Origin of the sequence: Arthrobacter silviterrae, assembly GCF_011045165.1 — a bacterium.
Lineage (GTDB): Bacteria > Actinomycetota > Actinomycetes > Actinomycetales > Micrococcaceae > Specibacter > Specibacter silviterrae.
Map to the genome: position 1 here is coordinate 1 of NZ_JAAKZI010000052.1, position 17,136 is coordinate 17,136.

At 65.1% G+C, this 17,136-nt stretch carries 18 protein-coding genes; 10 read left to right on the top strand and 8 right to left on the bottom strand.

The genetic code is table 11. From position 1 onward, the window contains the following. Positions 1-207 precede the first annotated feature (207 nt). The 3 genes from G6N77_RS18595 to G6N77_RS18605 form a co-directional block, all read right to left on the bottom strand. On the bottom strand, positions 208-696 hold the full coding sequence (locus tag G6N77_RS18595; protein WP_205678421.1) for a P-loop nucleotide/nucleoside kinase family protein: 489 nt from the start codon (positions 694-696) through the stop codon (positions 208-210). A gap of 101 nt (positions 697-797) precedes the next feature. After that, positions 798-2,171, bottom strand: a complete 1,374-nt coding sequence (locus tag G6N77_RS18600; RefSeq protein ID WP_165183662.1) for an MFS transporter — start codon at positions 2,169-2,171, stop codon at positions 798-800. Positions 2,172-2,198: 27 nt separating this feature from the next. Then, positions 2,199-3,086: a FadR/GntR family transcriptional regulator gene (locus G6N77_RS18605; protein WP_165183663.1), complete on the bottom strand. Its 888-nt coding sequence runs from the start codon at positions 3,084-3,086 to the stop codon at positions 2,199-2,201. On the opposite strand from G6N77_RS18605, the gene G6N77_RS18610 reads away from it, so the two are divergent. The 6 genes from G6N77_RS18610 to G6N77_RS18635 all read left to right on the top strand — a co-directional run bounded on the left by G6N77_RS18610 (position 3,085) and on the right by G6N77_RS18635 (position 9,931). Further along, positions 3,085-4,134 (top strand): zinc-dependent alcohol dehydrogenase, encoded by a 1,050-nt coding sequence (locus tag G6N77_RS18610; RefSeq protein ID WP_276609837.1) that lies wholly within the window; start codon positions 3,085-3,087, stop codon positions 4,132-4,134. The genes G6N77_RS18605 and G6N77_RS18610 overlap by 2 nt on opposite strands. A 38-nt stretch (positions 4,135-4,172) precedes the next feature. Further along, entirely contained in the window at positions 4,173-5,543 is a 1,371-nt protein-coding gene (locus tag G6N77_RS18615; protein WP_165183665.1) for an ABC transporter substrate-binding protein, read from the top strand. 121 nt (positions 5,544-5,664) lie between these two features. Then, positions 5,665-6,495, top strand: coding sequence for a carbohydrate ABC transporter permease (locus G6N77_RS18620; RefSeq protein ID WP_165183666.1), 831 nt, complete (start codon positions 5,665-5,667; stop codon positions 6,493-6,495). Beyond that, positions 6,495-7,316 carry a carbohydrate ABC transporter permease gene (locus G6N77_RS18625; RefSeq protein ID WP_165183667.1) on the top strand — a complete coding sequence of 274 codons (822 nt, stop codon included), beginning with the start codon at positions 6,495-6,497 and terminating at the stop codon, positions 7,314-7,316. Before G6N77_RS18620 ends, G6N77_RS18625 begins: the two co-directional genes overlap by 1 nt. Before the next feature lie 104 nt (positions 7,317-7,420). Beyond that, the gene (gene manD / locus G6N77_RS18630) at positions 7,421-8,647 is read left to right on the top strand and encodes a D-mannonate dehydratase ManD (protein WP_165183668.1); all 1,227 of its coding nucleotides are present in this window, start codon (positions 7,421-7,423) and stop codon (positions 8,645-8,647) included. 66 nt (positions 8,648-8,713) lie between these two features. Beyond that, complete coding sequence (locus G6N77_RS18635) at positions 8,714-9,931, top strand: MalY/PatB family protein (RefSeq protein WP_165183669.1); 1,218 nt, start codon at positions 8,714-8,716, stop codon at positions 9,929-9,931. On the opposite strand, the gene G6N77_RS18640 is transcribed toward G6N77_RS18635, so the two are convergent. Next, the gene (locus tag G6N77_RS18640; RefSeq protein ID WP_205678422.1) at positions 9,900-10,787 is read right to left on the bottom strand and encodes a LysR family transcriptional regulator ArgP; all 888 of its coding nucleotides are present in this window, start codon (positions 10,785-10,787) and stop codon (positions 9,900-9,902) included. The genes G6N77_RS18635 and G6N77_RS18640 overlap by 32 nt on opposite strands. Positions 10,788-10,856: 69 nt before the next feature. On the opposite strand from G6N77_RS18640, the gene G6N77_RS18645 reads away from it, so the two are divergent. After that, positions 10,857-11,477, top strand: a complete 621-nt coding sequence (locus G6N77_RS18645) for a LysE/ArgO family amino acid transporter (protein ID WP_165183670.1) — start codon at positions 10,857-10,859, stop codon at positions 11,475-11,477. Here G6N77_RS18645 and G6N77_RS18650 read toward each other — a convergent pair. From G6N77_RS18650 to G6N77_RS18660, 3 genes are all read right to left on the bottom strand, one after another. Then, a complete protein-coding gene (locus G6N77_RS18650) occupies positions 11,474-11,881 on the bottom strand; it encodes a hypothetical protein (protein WP_165183671.1) in 408 nt (135 codons plus the stop codon). The two genes, G6N77_RS18645 and G6N77_RS18650, sit on opposite strands and share 4 nt — an antisense overlap. A gap of 62 nt (positions 11,882-11,943) precedes the next feature. Beyond that, entirely contained in the window at positions 11,944-13,086 is a 1,143-nt protein-coding gene (locus G6N77_RS18655) for a GmrSD restriction endonuclease domain-containing protein (protein WP_240902422.1), read from the bottom strand. A gap of 53 nt (positions 13,087-13,139) precedes the next feature. Further along, a complete protein-coding gene (locus G6N77_RS18660) occupies positions 13,140-14,339 on the bottom strand; it encodes a toxic anion resistance protein (RefSeq protein ID WP_165183672.1) in 1,200 nt (399 codons plus the stop codon). A gap of 171 nt (positions 14,340-14,510) precedes the next feature. On the opposite strand from G6N77_RS18660, the gene G6N77_RS18665 reads away from it, so the two are divergent. Beyond that, complete coding sequence (locus G6N77_RS18665; RefSeq protein WP_165183673.1) at positions 14,511-15,518, top strand: adenosine deaminase; 1,008 nt, start codon at positions 14,511-14,513, stop codon at positions 15,516-15,518. Between the two features lie 118 nt (positions 15,519-15,636). On the opposite strand, the gene G6N77_RS18670 is transcribed toward G6N77_RS18665, so the two are convergent. Next, positions 15,637-16,311 carry a LysE family translocator gene (locus G6N77_RS18670; RefSeq protein ID WP_165183674.1) on the bottom strand — a complete coding sequence of 225 codons (675 nt, stop codon included), beginning with the start codon at positions 16,309-16,311 and terminating at the stop codon, positions 15,637-15,639. 111 nt (positions 16,312-16,422) lie between these two features. Here G6N77_RS18670 and G6N77_RS18675 point away from each other — a divergent pair, with 111 nt between their 5' ends. Together G6N77_RS18675 and G6N77_RS18680 are read left to right on the top strand one after the other, a co-directional pair. Further along, positions 16,423-16,878 carry an Lrp/AsnC family transcriptional regulator gene (locus G6N77_RS18675; protein WP_165183675.1) on the top strand — a complete coding sequence of 152 codons (456 nt, stop codon included), beginning with the start codon at positions 16,423-16,425 and terminating at the stop codon, positions 16,876-16,878. 78 nt (positions 16,879-16,956) lie between these two features. Further along, positions 16,957-17,136, top strand: a 180-nt coding sequence (locus G6N77_RS18680) for a heterodisulfide reductase-related iron-sulfur binding cluster (protein ID WP_165183676.1), incomplete at its 3' end; no start/stop codon positions are given.

The following is a 17,136-nucleotide window of genomic DNA, read 5'->3' on the forward strand; positions in this document are numbered from 1 at the left end:
TAACTATTTTTTGGCCAAACAGCACCCCTCAGCCGGCGTCGACCATGCCCTCGGAAGCGGACTCCGGGGCACTACCTGCCTCCTTCGATCTTTCGGCTGCGCTGCTCCTCTGCCTTTGGCCCGTAGGGGTACACGCCCACCTGAGGCCGGCTGCCGTGCCGCGGTCACCCTCGCTGCCACGCTGATCTGGACCAAGACGGACGTGGCTCACACGCCGTAGCGGACGACCTCGAGCGGCCCCTCCCCGGGTGTCGGCGGCTCGAACCGCCCGAAGTACTCCGTCGCCGTCTGCTCAGTGAGCGGCCAATCGTCCGCCCGGCTGCCGTGTCGGTCACCGACCCGGCTCAGGATGGTCTCAAGACTCGTCGCGATGTAAACAGTCTCCGGCACGATCCCCTGCGGTGCGAGCAGCATGCGGAACTCATCGCGTTGTCGCCGGAACCAGAATCCGAAGTCGAGCACGACATCGTTCCCCGCCGCGACATGGCGCAGCAAGAGCGACTTCAGATCTGCTGCCACCTCGGCGACCACTTCGGCGGAGGGCATCGTGGTGATTCCGCGATCCCAGAACTCCACCTCGAACGACAAACGCGTCCAGCCCTCGCGTTCCAGGCGCTTGGCGTAAGTGGTCTTGCCGGCACCACCTGGCCCGCACATCATCACGACCCGAGATGGTCCTGTCATGTTCACTGCCACCGGACCAAGGTTACGCTCCGCCACTAAAGTTGAGACTTGCAACGCTCCGCTCATCGCTGGTCTGGGCCAGATCGGACTGAATCCACATGCCCCGGCACCCCTCAGCCGGCGTCGACCATGTCCTCGGAGACGGCTTCCGGGGCGACCCTGCGCGCCCGCAGCCCCAGCAGCACCATGGGGACCAACACGGCAAGCGCCACAATGTTGACCCAAAAGAAGCCGCCCGCAGCCAGCACCGGACCGGCCAGGGCGGCCATCCCGGCAGCGCCAAAGTTCATCATCATGTCGTTGGCGCCCTGCAGCGGCACCCGGATGTCCTCCGGCACTGACTGGGTCAGCAGGGAGGATCCTCCGATCAGGCAGGCGGACCAGCCCAGCCCCAGCGTGGTGAGTGCAATCGACATGAACAGCGGGTTGCTGCTGTCCGACACGGCCGCGCCCAGCCCAATGGCGGCCAGGAAAATGCCGCAACCGAGCATCACCACACGGAAGGCGCCTACGCGGTCCACGAGCCAGCCAAACACGGGGCTGGCGGCATACATCCCCAAAATGTGGAGGCTGATCACGATGCCAATGATCTCCAGCGAGTGTCCATGCGCGTTCATGGCTACAGGCGTCATGACCATCACGCCCACCATGATCATGTGCCCGCCCGTCACCGCCCCGAGGGCAAAGAGGGCGCGCGGCTTGCGGGCGGCCAGGCGCAGGGCGGCCCACGCTCCGTGCTGGCTGGAAGCCCGGCCCCGCCCGGAAACTTTGCTCCGCCCGGCAGTCTTGCCCCGCGCCGGAGGCTTGGACCGCCCGGGAGGGACGACGGCGGCACCCGGCTTCCCGGCGTCGTGCCTGTCCTGCGGGGGCTGGGAGGGGAGGGGCCCGCCGCCGGCGCGGGGTGCCCCGAGGAAAAACGTGGCGATGACCAGCGCTGCCGTGATGAATGCGACCAGGGAGAAGAGGAACGGGCCGGACAGCGGCACCATGCCCAGGCGGATGCCAAGCTGGCGGCCGGGCTCGGACAGGTTGGGGCCTGCCACGGAACCCACGGTGGTGGCCCAAATGACGATCGCCATGGCCCGGCCGGCCTTCTCGGGCGGGGCCCCGTCCACGGCGGCGTATCGCGCCTGCAGTCCTGAGGCGCTGGCCGCCCCGAAGAACAGCATGCCCACGGCCATGAGCCAGAACTGGCCCAGCGTGGCGGCCAGGAGCACCAGGGCGGCCCCCGCAGCGCCGAGGGCGAAGCCCGTGCTCAGCGCCCAGCGGCGCCCTGCCCGTACGGCCAAATTGGCCAGCGGGACCGCCACCAGCCCGGCACCCAGGGTGGAGGCCGTCTGCACAAAGCCGGACGCCGCCGTGGTGCCTGCCAGCTCCGCGGCCAAGATGCCGCCCACGGAAATGCCGGAGGCAACGCCTACGCCGGACAGCAACTGGCCAGCCACCAGGACCAGCTGGTTGCGGCGGGTTGTGCGCGATGAAGTCATGCGTGGAGTCTAGCGGTGATGGAGCCTTCAGGCGCGGTGGCGATTCCGATGAGGAATCGTTGATTCGAGCATGGATTCCTCGATCATTCGGACGTAGCCTTCCGATGTGGCCATGTGTTCCTGCATGGCTCGGGCGGCCGCTTCAGAGTCGCCGGCACGGATCGCCGCCGCAATGTTGCGGTGTTGGCGCTGTTCGTCACCGACGAGGTCGTTGTTTTCACGGAACTGGCGGACTTCAACCATGACGGTAGTCAGTTCATGGCGCAAGGACTCGCTGAACCAAACAAGCGCGCCGTTTCCCGTGGCGCGGGCGATTGCCATGTGAAAGGCGATGTCGAGCGCGGGATAGCCCTCAGTGTCGCGCAAGGCCTCGTCCATTTGCTCCAAAAGGTCATCCAGAATGTCAAAATCCTCGCCGGAAGCGCGTTCCGCAGCCAATCTGGCAGCCTGTATTTCCAGTGGGATGCGCACGTCCATCATGTCCGTCAACGGGCGCCTGTTGTTCCGCAGGACCCTGGACAGAAACAATTCAATAAGGTGGCCGTCTAACTCCTTGACCACCGCGTTGCGCCCATTGTGAACTTCAACAAGTCCAACTGCCTCCAGGGCGCTGAGGGCCTCCCGAACCACAGGCCGGCTGGCCGCAAATTGCTCGCACAAGGCTGCCGTGGACGGCAGTGCACTGCCTGGCTGGAGGTCTTTTTCCACGATGTGGTCAATGATGGCGTCGAACATCTGTTGACTGAGCTTGGTGCGGGTCAAAGGTGTAGGCACGCGATCTCCCTTGGTTTGCACTCCCTTAGTGGCGGCGCGACTGGGGTGAGGGAGTTGTTCCGATACCTGATTATACGCAGTGCCCGGCCTGCTGTCATATAGGTTGACAGGCTTATAGGTTTCTTGTACCTTGTGATTCATGCCACTTGCACCTTCATCCCAGACCTACGCCGCAGCTGTGCTTGCCGCACCGGGCGAGCTACAGCTACACAGTCGTCGCCGGCCCGTGCCCCAAACTGGCGAGGTTCTGGTCAAGATGCACACCGTGGGAATTTGTGGCTCCGACACCGCATACTTCCTCGGGACTGCCGCCTACCCCATTAACGAACCATTTGTCATGGGGCACGAGGCTAGCGGGGTCGTTGCCGCGACGGGTGAGGGGGTCGTCTGCGTGCTGCCTGGCGCCCGCGTAGCCCTGATTCCCAGCCTTTCGTGCGGTTCCTGTGAACAGTGCCGCGCTGGGTTAGACAATCTTTGCCCCAACACGCGCTACCTGGGATCAGCTGCCGTCGATCCACACCGCGACGGCGCCCTTCAGGAATACCTGGTGGTGCCGGCGACCCACGTCCTTCCCCTTCCGGAGAATATCGACCACGCCGTCGGCGCCCTGCTGGAGCCGATGGCCGTGGCCCTTCATGCGGCCCGCAAAACTCCGGTCGCAGGTCGGTCGGTGTTGATTGTGGGCGGCGGCGCCATAGGGCAGCTGACTGCCGTGGCAGTGCGAGGGCTTGGCTGTAAGTCCCTGACGGTCATGGACGTGAGTGCCCGGCGGGCACACGCTGCTGTGGAACACGGGGCTGACTTCTCGGCGACAGGGCACGAACTCGCAGCTGCCCTTGACAAGGGCCGCCGCTTCGACGTGGTCTTTGATGCCTCCGGCCACCCGGCTGGAGTTGAAATTGCCTTGAGGGCGGTTCAGCCCGGGACGGGGCACGTCGTGCTGGTTGGCAATCTGCCGGCAGGGTCGGGGATCCCGCACAAATACATTTCCCAGGCAGAATCCTGGGTTACCTCCACCCTTCGCTTTGCGGGCGGGCTGGCACCTGCCCTGGAATTTCTGACAGAGAACAATCTGGACATCTCATGGCTTGTGGAGCAGAACGTGCAATTCACCAACATTTTGGACGTATTTGAGCAGTCGCCGGAAGGCGAGCTCCCGCTTAAGACACACATCCGATTCTCCGACTAACGACACAAACTCACCACAACTAGCAAAAGGACACAACGATGCGTCATCTGAGGAAAATGCAGGCGGTGGGCAGCCTCGCCGCCATTGCCCTGCTTGCTGCCGGCTGTTCCACGCCCGCCAACAACAAGGATGCTGTGGCTGCTGAGGGCCTGGGGACCCCGTCGGCCGAAGTGGCACAGGCGGCCAAGGACTTCAAAGGGCCCTTCACATACTGGATTGGCCTAACCTTTCCCGAATCGAGCAACGACCTCGAAGCGGCGCGCATCAAGGCATGGGGCGACAACCTTGGGATCCAGACGCAGGTCGTCAAAGTCAACCAGAACGAGGTCGTCCAGCAAACGTCCGGCGCCATTGAGGCGAAATCACTGCCGAGTGCGATGACCGTCCCCTACGACTTGATGTCTACCATGGGCACGGGAGGCCAGCTTTCGCCCGTCCCCGACTCCTACGCTGCAATTGGCGAGGCGCATGGAGGGTGGCTGAAATCGATCGACTCGGCCACCAAGGCCAAGAGTTTTGGCGGCAAGGTTTACGGCGTCCCGTTCGGCTTCTTTGGCAGCGTGTTGTTCAGTCGGGCGGACCTGCTCAAGCAAAAGGGATTCGACGCCCCGCCCAAGACTTGGGACGAACTGCTTGCCCAGTCCAAGGCAACACAGACGCCGCCCAAGACATATGGCATGGGCTTTGCCCTCTCCAACGTCTTGGACGGGAACTTGACCACTTCCATCATGCAGTCATTCGGTGGACGCGTGGCTGACGACGCCGGCAAGAAGTGCACAATCAACAGCCCGGAGACCGCCACCTTCCTGAAGTGGATCAAGGGTGCATTTGATGCTGGCCAGTTCCCGCCATCGGTAGTCACCTGGGATGGTGCTGGCGATAACAACTCCTACACGTCAGGTGAATCACTCTTCATCGTCAACACGGGCAGCGTTTACCAGTCCATGAAGAAGGACGACCCGGAGCTTGCCAAGGCAAGTGCATACTCTGCCCTTCCCGCCGGTCCCGTGGCCCAAGTTGCCCCAGTTGACCCCCGCTACCGTGTAGTCCCCTCGAGCACGTCGGATGCAGGCAAGATCCTGGCGCAGGACCTGTTCAAGACGTTGGCCGATGACACCTACATGGCCGGATTTATGGAGAACGCCACGTATGGGCCCGTCCTCAATTCACAATTGAAGTATCCGGTCTTCACCGACAGCCCCGTACACGCTGGACTCCTGAAGCAAGCCGAAAAGGGCACAGCCCCGGCCTTTCCGGACACCGCCAACGCGGCATACTCCGACTACCAAAATGCATTCTCCACGCCCCGGATGGTGCAGCGCGTCGTGGTTGACAAGGTAGCCATCGACAAGGCCATGGCCGAGGCTCAGGCGTCCTGCCAGAAGATCTACGATCAGCATGCCAGCTAAATCAGCCCAAGAAGCGGGGACTGCAGGGCAAAACCGCCCGGCAGTGCCCGCGGGACCCGCACCCCGTCCCCGGATCAAGCGTCAACGCAGGCATCCTGCGGGGGCTCGCAAGGAGGCCCGATTGGGCCTCCTGCTGACCTTGCCGGCCGTGGCGGTCATTGTCATCCTCATTGGCTATCCAACCATTTCCTCCATTTGGTACAGCTTTACCGACCGCATGGTGGGCTCCCCGGGCCGATTTGTGGGCCTAGACAATTACACGAGACTTGTCCACGATTCAGGGTTCCTCTCTGCAACGGCCAACCTGGTCCTCATAGTCGGCGTTTCGCTGTTGCTGAAGCTGGTGCTCGGCACGGTGGTCGCCGTAATCCTCAACCGGCCCATGCCAGAACGCAACTTGTGGCGCCTGCTGGTCATGCTCCCGTGGGCCATGCCGGGATTCGTTGCCTTCATGGGATTGCGCCTGATGTTTGAATCTCCCTATGGCGCCATCAACGTGGCACTTGAAAGCTTCACCAGTCCGGTGCCGTTCCTCAGTGACCCCAATTGGGCCCGAGTTTCCGTGGTCATTGCGACGGTCTGGCGCGGATTCCCTTTCTGGGCCATCTCCATCTTGGCCGCGTTGCAGACCATCCCCAAGGAGTTGTATGAGGCGGCACGCATGGATGGCGCCAGCGCCTGGCAGCAGTTCACTAACATCACAGTTCCCCAGATTCGCTCCACCGTGGCCGTTGTGGCCGTGATCTCTGCCATTTGGACAGCCAACGGTTTTGAGAACATTTGGCTCATGACACAGGGCGGCCCTTCAACCACGACCATGACCTTCCCGGTCTTGTCCTTCCTGAGCCTGCAAAGCCGCCAGCTGGGACAGGCGGCCGCATATGCCGTCGTCATATTGCCCGTCATGGCCTTGTTTATCATGCTGCTCAGCCGGCGCAAGAAGGAGTTCTAATGGAGAAGCGCAGCCGTCTCGGCACTTTTTTGGGCATGGCGTTTTTGGCCATCGTTGTCGTTCCGCCCGTGTATTACATGGTGATCGCCTCCCTTAAACCCCGGTCCGCGATTTACCGGACGCCGTCCTGGTTGCCGGAGCGCTCCAGTCTCGACAACTACGCCAAAGTTCTGCGTGACGACAATTTCCTGGTCAATATTGGCAACAGCCTGATCGTGGCACTGGCCACGACGCTGCTTGCCATGGTCCTCGGCGTGCTGGCGGCCTACGCCATTGCCCGCTTCAAGTTTCCAGGGCGAAACGCAGCCAGCCAGCTCATCCTCATGAGCTACCTCACTCCCCTGGTGCTGCTGTTCATCCCATTGAGCGTGGTTGTCGGAAATCTCGGGCTCGCGGACACGCTGTCCGGCCTGGTCTTGGTTTACCTGACATTTGCCGTTCCCCTCTGCACGTGGCTCATCCTGGGGCACTTTCGCGAATTCCCGCCGGACCTGGAGGAAGCCGCATCCCTTGATGGTGCCTCGAAGATGCGGACACTGGTGAGCGTGCTGTTGCCCGTCTCAGCGCCGGCCCTGGCCACGGCTGCTTCGCTGGCATTCATGATGGCCTGGGGCGAACTTTTCCTGGCACTGACGTTTGTCAAGGGGCAGGGCGTCATGACGGCTCCTGTGGCATTGCAGCACATGAGTACGGGCGATGTGCAACAATACGGCCCCATCATGGCAGGCGCCGTCCTTTCGGCCATCCCTGTGCTGGTCGTTTACTACATCTCTCAGAAGTGGGTAATCCAGGGTGCAGCCGAAGGTGCCTTCAAGGGATAGATGAGGCGCTTTTCGCCGAAACGATCCACCTCATAGTTCGCTCCGGGTGCGTCTCTGCGTTGTCGCGCTCAGACCTAAGTACCAATTGACGAGGAAGGAAGAACATGACTATTCGCAGTGCCGAGGTGCTGGTAACTAGTCCGGGCCGGAATTTTGTGACGCTTCGCCTGACCACCGACGACGGCGTCGTCGGGTTGGGGGACGCGACGGTCAACGGGCGCGAGCTGGCGGTGGCCGCGTACCTGAAGGAGCATGTGGTGCCGTTGCTTTTGGGCCGGGACGAGGACCGCATCGAGGACATGTGGCAGTTCCTGTACAGGGGCGCGTACTGGCGTCGCGGCCCGATCACGATGGCGGCCATCGCCGCCGTCGACGTTGCCCTGTGGGACATCAAGGCCCGGCACGCAAACATGCCCCTGTACCAGCTCCTGGGCGGGGCCTCCCGCACCGGCGCCCTGGCTTACGGGCACGCGTCCGGTTCCGAGCTGCCCTCCCTGTTCACCTCCATCCGCAACCATCTGGACCAGGGCTTTACTGCCATCCGGGTCCAGACCGGGGTTCCGGGCCTGGGCCAGATCTACGGCATCGCCTCGGACCAGCGCCCGGGGGAACGCTACGACTACGAACCCGCCAAGCGACTGCCGCTGCCCGCGGAGGAAACCTGGGACACCAGGGCGTACCTGCGCCACGTGCCGGGCGTGTTCGCCGCCGTCCGGGAGGAATTCGGGCCGGAACTGACCCTGCTCCATGATGGCCACCACCGCATGACCCCCAACCAGGCAGCATCCCTGGGCAAATCCCTGGAACCCTACGACCTTTTCTGGCTCGAGGACGCCACCCCGGGTGAAAACCAGGAAGGGCTGCGCCGGGTCCGCTCCCAGACCACCACGCCCCTGGCCATTGGGGAGGTCTTCAATACCGTCCACGACTACCAGACCCTGATCACCGAACAGCTCATCGACTACGTACGCTCCGCCGTCACCCACACCGGCGGCATCACGGCCCTGCGCAAGCTCATGGACTTCGCTGCGATCTACCAGATCAAGTCGGGCTTCCACGGTCCCACCGACATCTCCCCCGTGGGCCAGGCCGCCCAGCTCCACCTCAGCCTGGCCATCCATAACTTCGGCATCCAGGAATACATGAAACACTCCCCCGAAACCCTTGCTGTCTTCCACACCAGCTACACGTTCCGGGACGGCCTCCTGCACCCCGGCAACAACCCCGGACTCGGCGTGGACTATGACGACGCCCTTGCCGCCACCCACCCGTACACACCCGCATACCTGCCCGTCAACCGCCTCCTCGACGGAACAGTCCACGACTGGTGAACGGAGCCATCGTCATTGGAAGATGCGATGAAGGGCAAACCGTCCGCATACCCAGGGAGCGCCGCCATGAACGAGACACCCACCCAGGAAATCGCGTCGGCACGGTTTGACGCCATCACGGCGGATGAGCTGCGGGCTGCCGGCAGCTTGAAATGGACGGGCGTTGAGGACCGGCTGCCGGCCTGGGTGGCGGAAATGGACTTTGGCCTTGCGGCACCCATTGCCGGTGCCGTGCAGGAGGCCGTGGCGCGCGGGCTGGTGGGCTATCTCCCCGGCGGCCTCATCGACGAAATGGGGGCGGCCTGCAGCGAATTCCTACTGGCCCGGCACGGCTGGGACGTGCCGGCCGACTGGATCCGGCCCGTGGCCGACGTGCTGACGGCGCTGGAGTGGACGGTCAGGCATTTCAGCGCCCCGGGGGCCAAAATTGTGGTCCCCACGCCGGCCTACATGCCGTTTTTGGAGTTGCCCGCGGTGTACGGCCGGGAGCTGGTCACGGTGCCCATGCTCCGGACGGGTTCGGGGTGGGAGCTGGACTTTCCCGCCCTCGACGCGGCGCTGGCCGGCGGCGGCCTGCTCATTTTATGCAACCCCCACAACCCTCTCGGGAAGGTTTACAGCCGGGATGAGCTGGCCCGGATTGCGGAGATCGTTGCGGCGAACGGTGCCCGGGTGTTCTCCGATGAGATCCATGCGCCCCTGGTGTATGACGGCGGCACCCACGTTCCGTACGCTTCCGTCAGTCCCGCCGCGGCGAACCACACAGTGACGGCCACGTCCGCGTCGAAGGCGTGGAACCTGGCCGGGCTGAAGGCGGCGCAAATGATCCTTTCCAACGCCGCGGACCGCGAACTGTGGGCCGGCGTGGGCCATTTTGTGGAGCACGGCCCCAGCACTCCCGGGGTGGTGGCAAACATCGCAGCCTACCGGGACGGCGGTGCCTGGCTGGCAGAAGTGCTGGCGTATTTGGACGGCAACCGGCAGCTGCTGGGCGGGCTGCTGGGCGAACACCTGCCCGGGGCAGCGTACATCCAGCCGGCCGGGACCTACCTGGCCTTCATCGACTGCACCCCGCTTCCCCTGGGCGGGGCCGTTCCGGCTGACTACTTCCGCGACCACGCCCGGGTGGCCCTCGTGGACGGCGCCGCCTGCGGCCGACCCGGCTGGGTGCGGCTGAACTTTGCCACGCCGCGGCCCATTCTGCGCCGGATTGTTGAGGAGATGGGGGCAGCGGTCCGCCGGCAGGCGGCTGCTACCGAAGTGCGGCAGCCGCCGTCGTGGTGACAGCCGCCGTCAGCACGTCCAGGGCGGGGGACTGGATCTTCCATCGCTGCCAGTAAAGCGGCACCCGGGTGATGCGGCCGGGAACCAGTTCCACCAGGGTTCCGGCGCGCAGGCCCGCGCGGCAGTGCGGTTCCGGCATCAGGCCCCAACCCAGGCCCAGCTCCACGGCGCGGGCGAACTGGATGGTGTCCGGAATGAACTGCTGGGGGCCGGAAAGGGGCACGCCGGCCACCGTGGCAAGGAAGTTGTCCTGCAGCGTGTCCGTGCGGTCAAATTGCACTGCCGGTGCGGCAGGAAAGCGCTGCGCCTGGAAGCCGCCGGGGAACCAGCGCGCCATGAAGCCCGCGGAGGCCACTGCGCGGTACCGCAGGGAGCCGAGCGGGGCAACGGAGCAGCCCTGGACGGCGTCGGGCGTGGCGGTGACGGCGGCCATGACCTCCCCGGTGCGAAGCAGGCCTGCCGAATGCTGCTCATCCTCGCGCAGCACCTCAAAGCTGAGCCCTGCGTCTTCCGGCACGGCGGCCAGCGCGTCGACAAACCACGTGGCGAGGGAATCGGCGTTGACCACCATGGGAATCGCCGTGCCGCGGGCGCCGGCCAGGCCCAGTTCCGCCGCGCAGTCGGACTCCAGCTGGCGCAGCTGCCGGGCCAGCTTGTGCACCACGACGCCGGCAGCCGTGGCCCGGACGGGGGCCGTGCGCTGCAGCAGCACCTGCCCGGCTGCCTGCTCCATGGCCTTGATGCGCTGGGAAACGGCCGACGCCGTGACGTGCAGTTCGCCAGCCGCTGAGTCGAAAGTGCCGTGTTCAAGCACCGCCAGGAACGTCCGCAGCTGCTCCGTTTGAAAGTTCAACATTAGAGTTCCTTATGTATGTCAAGAACAATTAGCTGTACTTGATATGGCCAGCCTAGTAGCTTCGGTGATGTGACTCCACTCGATATTCTGTCCTCAGCGGCCACCGGACTCGGCGCCGGACTGGCCCTCATCATTGCCATCGGCGCGCAAAACGCGTTTGTGCTGCGCCAAGGCCTGCGCGTGGAACATGTGGGCCTGGTGGTCCTGGTCTGCATGCTCAGCGATGCGGTCCTCATCGCCGCCGGGATCGTCGGCATCGGTGAATTGATCCGCGCCGCGCCCGCCGTGGTGGTGGTGATCCGCCTGGCCGGGGCGGCCTTCCTGCTGGCCTACGGCGTTTTCGCAGCCCGGCGGGCCTTCCGCCCCGGCACCCTGACGGCATCCGGGCGGCAGGGCGCGCTGGGCCGCAAGGCGGTGCTGGCCACGGTGCTGGCGCTGACCTGGCTGAACCCCCACGTGTACCTGGACACCGTGCTGCTGCTGGGCACGCTGGCCAACCAGCACGGCGAGCTGCGGTGGTGGTTTGGTGTCGGTGCGGTGTTGGGCAGTGTGTTGTGGTTCAGCGCGCTCGGCTTTGGCGCCAGGCTCCTGCGCCCTGTGTTCGCCAAGCCGGCCGCATGGCGGGTGCTCGACGGCGCAATCGCCGTAGTCATGGCCTTCCTGGCGGCGCGGATGGCTTTTGGATTTTAGATGAAGTCCATTTCCACCTGCAGGAACTCCTCCGCGGAGCGGACCGCCGCCGCAAACGCCTCCTCTTCGGTGGGCGATTTCTTGGGCGTGCGGGTGAACCATTCGTGGTTGTTCATGTGGACCTTGGTGAACCCGCGCCCGGGCGGGGCGTAAAACACCGCGAAACGCTGCACGGGCCACTCCGGGCCTGTTTCGATCGCCACCAGCAGGGCAGCGTTCAAGGCGGGGTTGTACCACTGCGCGATGGGCCTGCGCCGGTCCTGGTCAAAGAGGCCGCCGGCATAGCGCGACGCCGGCACGGGGCCCATCTCCGTGCACAGCCGGTCCCACCACAGCTGCAAGATGTCGCTGTCGTGGCGAATCCAAAGCGCCGGGACCACCGGCGGATCATTCTGCGTGCCCACTCTTCAATTTTAGCCAAAACTGGTGGGCTTGCCAGTGTCTTTCGTGACCGGGCAGCGAGGCGCTATTCGCAGCCGATCCCGTCGCCGTCGCGGTCAAACTTCTGCTGGAATCCGGGCTGGCCGGCGTAGATGGGCGCCTTGCCGGCGGCCCGCACGGCTGCACAGTTTTGGTAGTAGACCGGAGCCGGCGGCTGGACCACAGGGGCCGGGGCGGGAGCTGGGGCGGGAGCAGGGGCGGGGGCTGGCGCGGGAGCTGGTGCGGGCGCCGGGGCTGGCGCAGGGGCTGGAGCAGGTACAGCCTTTACCGGTGCCGGGGCAGGCGCAGTCTGGTTGGTGGGCGCCAGCGTGTCCGCGCAGCTGCCAAGAATTCGCGCCATGGCGTCGTGCTCAGCCTGCGTGACCCAAAGCTTGTAGGTGGCCTTGACCGAAATTTGCCGCGCAACGTACTCGCAGCGGTAGGACTTGTTCGGGGGCAGCCACGTGGCCGCGTCGCCGTCGCCCTTCTTTTGGTTGGTGGGCCCGTCCACGGCCAGCAGGTTCAGCGGATCGTTGGCGAACGCCGTTCGCTGTTGGAGGGAGAGCTGCTGGGCGCCCTTCTGCCAGGCGTCACTGAGCGCCACCACGTGGTCAATCTGCACCCGGGCGCTTTGCGGCCCCCGCACAAAGTCGATGGTCGTAGCCGTGTACGGGTCCGACAGCACGCCCGTCAGCACCACGCAGTCCCGGGTGCCGGGCTTGAACGTCTTGGCCGTGAGGTCCCTGTTCAGCATGTCATTGCGGGTGTCGCAGCCGTTCCTGTCCAGATCCGCCCAGGCCTGGCCAAACTCGGACCGGCTGTACCCCGTCTTGGGCGCCCGTCCCTTGATGGGCAGCCCGGCCAGGACGTCCCGGGCCTTGGCCGCGAAGGCCGGCTGGGCATTGCCTGCCAGCTTGGCCCCGCCGGCGTCGGGGACGGTGTCGCCATCCACCGGGGCGGTGTCATCCGCGGTCGGTGTGGGTGTGGGCTCAGGCGTGGGCTCCGCCGTCGTCGGGGATGGGCTGCTTTCCACGCTCTGAGCGGACGACGGCGGTGCCGCCACGGGTGCCGGTGCGCCGCCGCACGCCGTGGCAACGACCAGGACGGACGCCAGCACGGACCCCCTGATGAGGTCGGCGAAGCCGAATGTGCCAAGGGTGCGGGGTGTGGCCGGGTGGTGCTTGGACAAGGGGCAGCGCTCTTTCCGGGGGAAGGTGGGTATCCCTCCAGCATAGCCCGGGGTTACTGCTTCCCGTCCTCCGATTTCCGCGAGCGTTCCAGGTACGGCTTGGCCTGTTCCAGGCCCGACTCGAGGGCGTGCACCGTCCCGTCCATGTTCTTCGCGGCCGTAGCCCGGAAGGCGTCAATGGCGTCCATGGTGGCATAGACGTTGTCAAAGGCCTTTTGCAGTGTTTCCACGCTGACGCCGGAGCTGGCCGCCTGCTGGTGGATGCGCACCGTCTGGTCCTTGAGCATCTGGGAGGTCTGCAGGATCATGTTGTTCGTGGTGGTGTTGACGGCGTCGATCTGGTCAAGCACCATCTTTTGGTTGGCGAGGGCCTCCGCCACAATCACGGCCGTGCGCAGGGCGGAAATGGTGGTGGTGCGCGCCCGGTCCACGCCCTTGATCAGCTCAAGGTTGTTCTTGCGCACTAGGTCCATGGCCAGGTAGCCCTGGACGGAGACGGCCAGCTGGGTCAGTATGTCCTGGTGCCGCTGGCGGATCGGGAACAGCACGTCCGCCTCCAGGGCCTGGGCCTGCTCCTCCTGCCCGGAAGCGCGCAGCTGGGCGATCTTTTGGGCGCAGGCATCATCCAGCGCCTTGGCGTAAACGGCCGTTTCGCTGAGGACCTGCATGGTTTCCCACAGCGCCACCTTTTCATGGGCCAGATCCGAATTGTCCGACCGCAGCTCATTCTGGCCTGCCATCAGCGACTTGATGATGGCGTCCAGCTGGCCCTGGGCGGACTCGTAGCGCTGGAAGTACTTGGCCAGCTTGTTGCCTCGGGGGATCATGCCCAGGATCTTCCGGCCCGTGCCCAGGTCGGCATTGTTCGGAGTCAGCCCCTGGACGGTCACGCGGAGCTCATTGAGGGTTTGGGCCACGTGTGCCTGGGCGCTGCTGCCGTTGCGCTTGGTGTTCGCAACCGACGTGGTGGACCGTTCCAGCATGCGGCTGGAGGAATCGGCGGACGACTTCATGGCGGGCGCGGCAAGGGCGGACAGCCCCTCCACCCTGCGGCTGAATTCCGGGCTGCGGGCATCAAGGGCCGCGATGCCGGAAATGAACTCCCTGGCCTTGGCCGTGATGTCGGCCTGCCGTTCCGCCGGCACCGGGATCATGCCCGGGGCCTGTGCCGGCGTCACAATCTCCGGCGCGTCAGGCGGGGTCAGGACCAGGGCGTCATCGGGTTCCGGGGGAGGTGTCAGCGGCGATGTCATGTACGTGTACCAGTTTCCTTGAGCTCAAAAAGGTTTCCAAAGAGGCTGTCCCTTGCCATGTTGCTCCACCTTGGGCCATTTGTCTCCACCGAATCGCCCGTTGCGGCCAATCGGTACGAAGAATGCGCCAGCCTGGGATTGGCGGACTCCTGCAACCGTAGACTTGCGGTCATGACCATCCATGCCACCCTGCCCAAGGCCGAACTCCACCTGCACATCGAAGGAACCCTGGAGCCGGAACTGATCCTTGAACTGGCCGCCCGCAACAACATCACGCTGCCGCACCCCACACTGGCCGAATTGCGTGCCCAGTACGAGTTCACCGACCTGCAATCCTTCCTGGACCTGTACTACGCCAACATGGCCGTGCTCATCACCGAGGCCGACTTTGCCGACATGACCCGCGCCTACCTCCGCCGCGCGCAGGCCGCGGGGGTGCGGCACGCGGAAATCATGTTTGACCCCCAGGCGCACCTTGGGCGCGGCATTCCACTCACGACGGCGGTGGGCGGCATAGAGTCCGCGCTCGCCGGCAGCGAGGCGGAGTTTGGCATCACCACCGGGCTCATCGCGGCGTTCCTTCGGGACGAAACCGAGGAATCGGCGCTCGCCGTCCTGGACGAACTGCTGGCTGCGGAGGCGCCCATCATCGGGATCGGGCTGGACTCGGCGGAGGTGGGCAATCCGCCGTCGAAGTTCATCCGGCTGTTCCGGCGGGCACGGGAGGCCGGACTCCGCCTGGTGGCTCACGCGGGGGAGGAGGGCGATGCCAGTTACGTGTCGGACGCCCTGGACCTGCTCGGCGCGGAGCGGATTGACCACGGCATCCGGGCCATCGAGGACGCTGCGCTGGTCAAGCGGCTGGCGGCGGACCAGGTGCCGTTGACGGTCTGCCCGCTGTCCAATGTGCGGCTGCGCGCCGTGGACACGCTGGCCGCGCACCCGCTGCCGCAGATGCTTTCTTCCGGGTTGAACGTGTGCGTCAATTCGGATGATCCGGCCTACTTTGGCGGCTACGTGGAGCAGAACTTTGCCTCGCTGGTGGCGGAGTTCGGCTTCGGCACGGACATCCTGGAGCGTTTGGCGGGCAATTCCATCCGTTCATCCTTTGCCGCGGACGCTCGAAAAGCCGAACTGCTGGCCGAACTGGACGGCTGGCGCGCGGCGCAGGGGAGCTGACCGGCGCCGAGATAGCGGATCCGCGCCGAAAGCTGTACGAATTTGTGTCGGATCTCGGCGCGCTACCGCTATCTCGGCGGGGAGAGAGACGGGGTGGGGTGGGGACGGGGTGGGGCGGCTAACCTCGGGCGAAGAGCTGTTCCGCGGCGTGGGTCACGGGAACCGCCTGCTCCGCCAGCAGCACGAGGCCCAGCCCAAACATGATGATGCCGCTGGAGAGGGTGATGGCGCGGGCGCCGCCCGGGCGGGAACGCAGCAACTTTCGTGAGCCGGCGGCCACCAGCGTGTAGATGACGGCCGTGGAGGCAACAAACGTCAGCCCGAGGACAGCCGACTGCACGGGAATGGGGAAGGGCGCGCCCGGCCGGATGAACTGCGGGGTCAGGGCCACAAAGAACAGCAGGCCCTTCGGGTTGATGGCGCTGGTCCCCACACCCTGCAGGTAGGCGCGGCGGCGCGCCCCGGACGCCGTGGCATTCTCAACCTCCGGCCCGGCACTGCTGAACCCGGCGCTGCGCCATGACTTCGCCGTCGCCATCCCGAGCCACAGCAGGTACAGCGCCCCGGCCACCGTCAGCCAGGCCAGCAGGCCGGGGTTGGCGGCCATGAGGGCCGCGATGCCCGCGGCCAGCAGCACCGTGTGAAGCACATAGCCGCTGCAGAGCCCGGCGACGGCGGGGACGAAGCTGCGCCGGCCCAGCCCCGCGGCGATGGTGAAGGCCCAGTCGGGCCCGGGTGTGCACGTCAAGGCAACGGCGATGATGAGGAAGCCGATAAGTGCCTGCGGGTCCATGGTGTTCCTGCCGTCAAAGAAGTTGGTGGTGACAGCAAGTTTAGGTAATTTGGGCGCAGAAGTGCTTACCAATTTAGGCCCGGAAGCACGCAGATGCGATAGGATTTTGCTGTGATTGACGAACTTGACAGAGAAATTTTGCGCAGGCTTCAAAATGACGGGCGCATGAGTGCCACGGCACTGGCCGCCGAGGTGGGCCTGACGGTGGCGCCGTGCCACCGGCGGTTGAAGGACCTGGAGCGTTCCGGGGCCATCAGCGGCTACCGCGCCGTGGTGGACCCGGCCTCGGTGGGGCTCGGGTTTGAGGCGCTGGTATTCGTCACCCTGGCCAAGGTGGACCGGGCCACGATGGACCAGTTTGAGGCCCGGGTGACAGCCAGCGCGCACATCACTTCGGCCCAGCGGCTGTTTGGCGACCCCGACTACATCCTGAAGGTCATGGCCGAGGACCTGCCGGCCTACCAGCGGTTCTTTGATGACGAGCTGACCAACCTGTCGGGCGTGCAGCGGGTCAGCTCGACGATCGTCATGAAAAACCTAAAACCCGGGGCGGGGCTGCCAATTTAGGGGGCGGGGCGCGTTTCGGCACGGTTTCAATGCCGCAACATTATGTGGTCAGTCCACACGTGCCCTACAGTGGGCGTTATGAGAATTGCGCTCTTTGCCACGTGCATCGTGGATGCCATGTATCCGCGCACGGCCCGGGCCACGGTTGCCATCCTGGAGCGGTTGGGGCACGAGGTGGTGTTCCCTCCCGGACAGGCGTGCTGCGGTCAGATGCACGTGAACTCGGGCTATTTCAAGGAAGCCCGTCCGGTGGTGGCG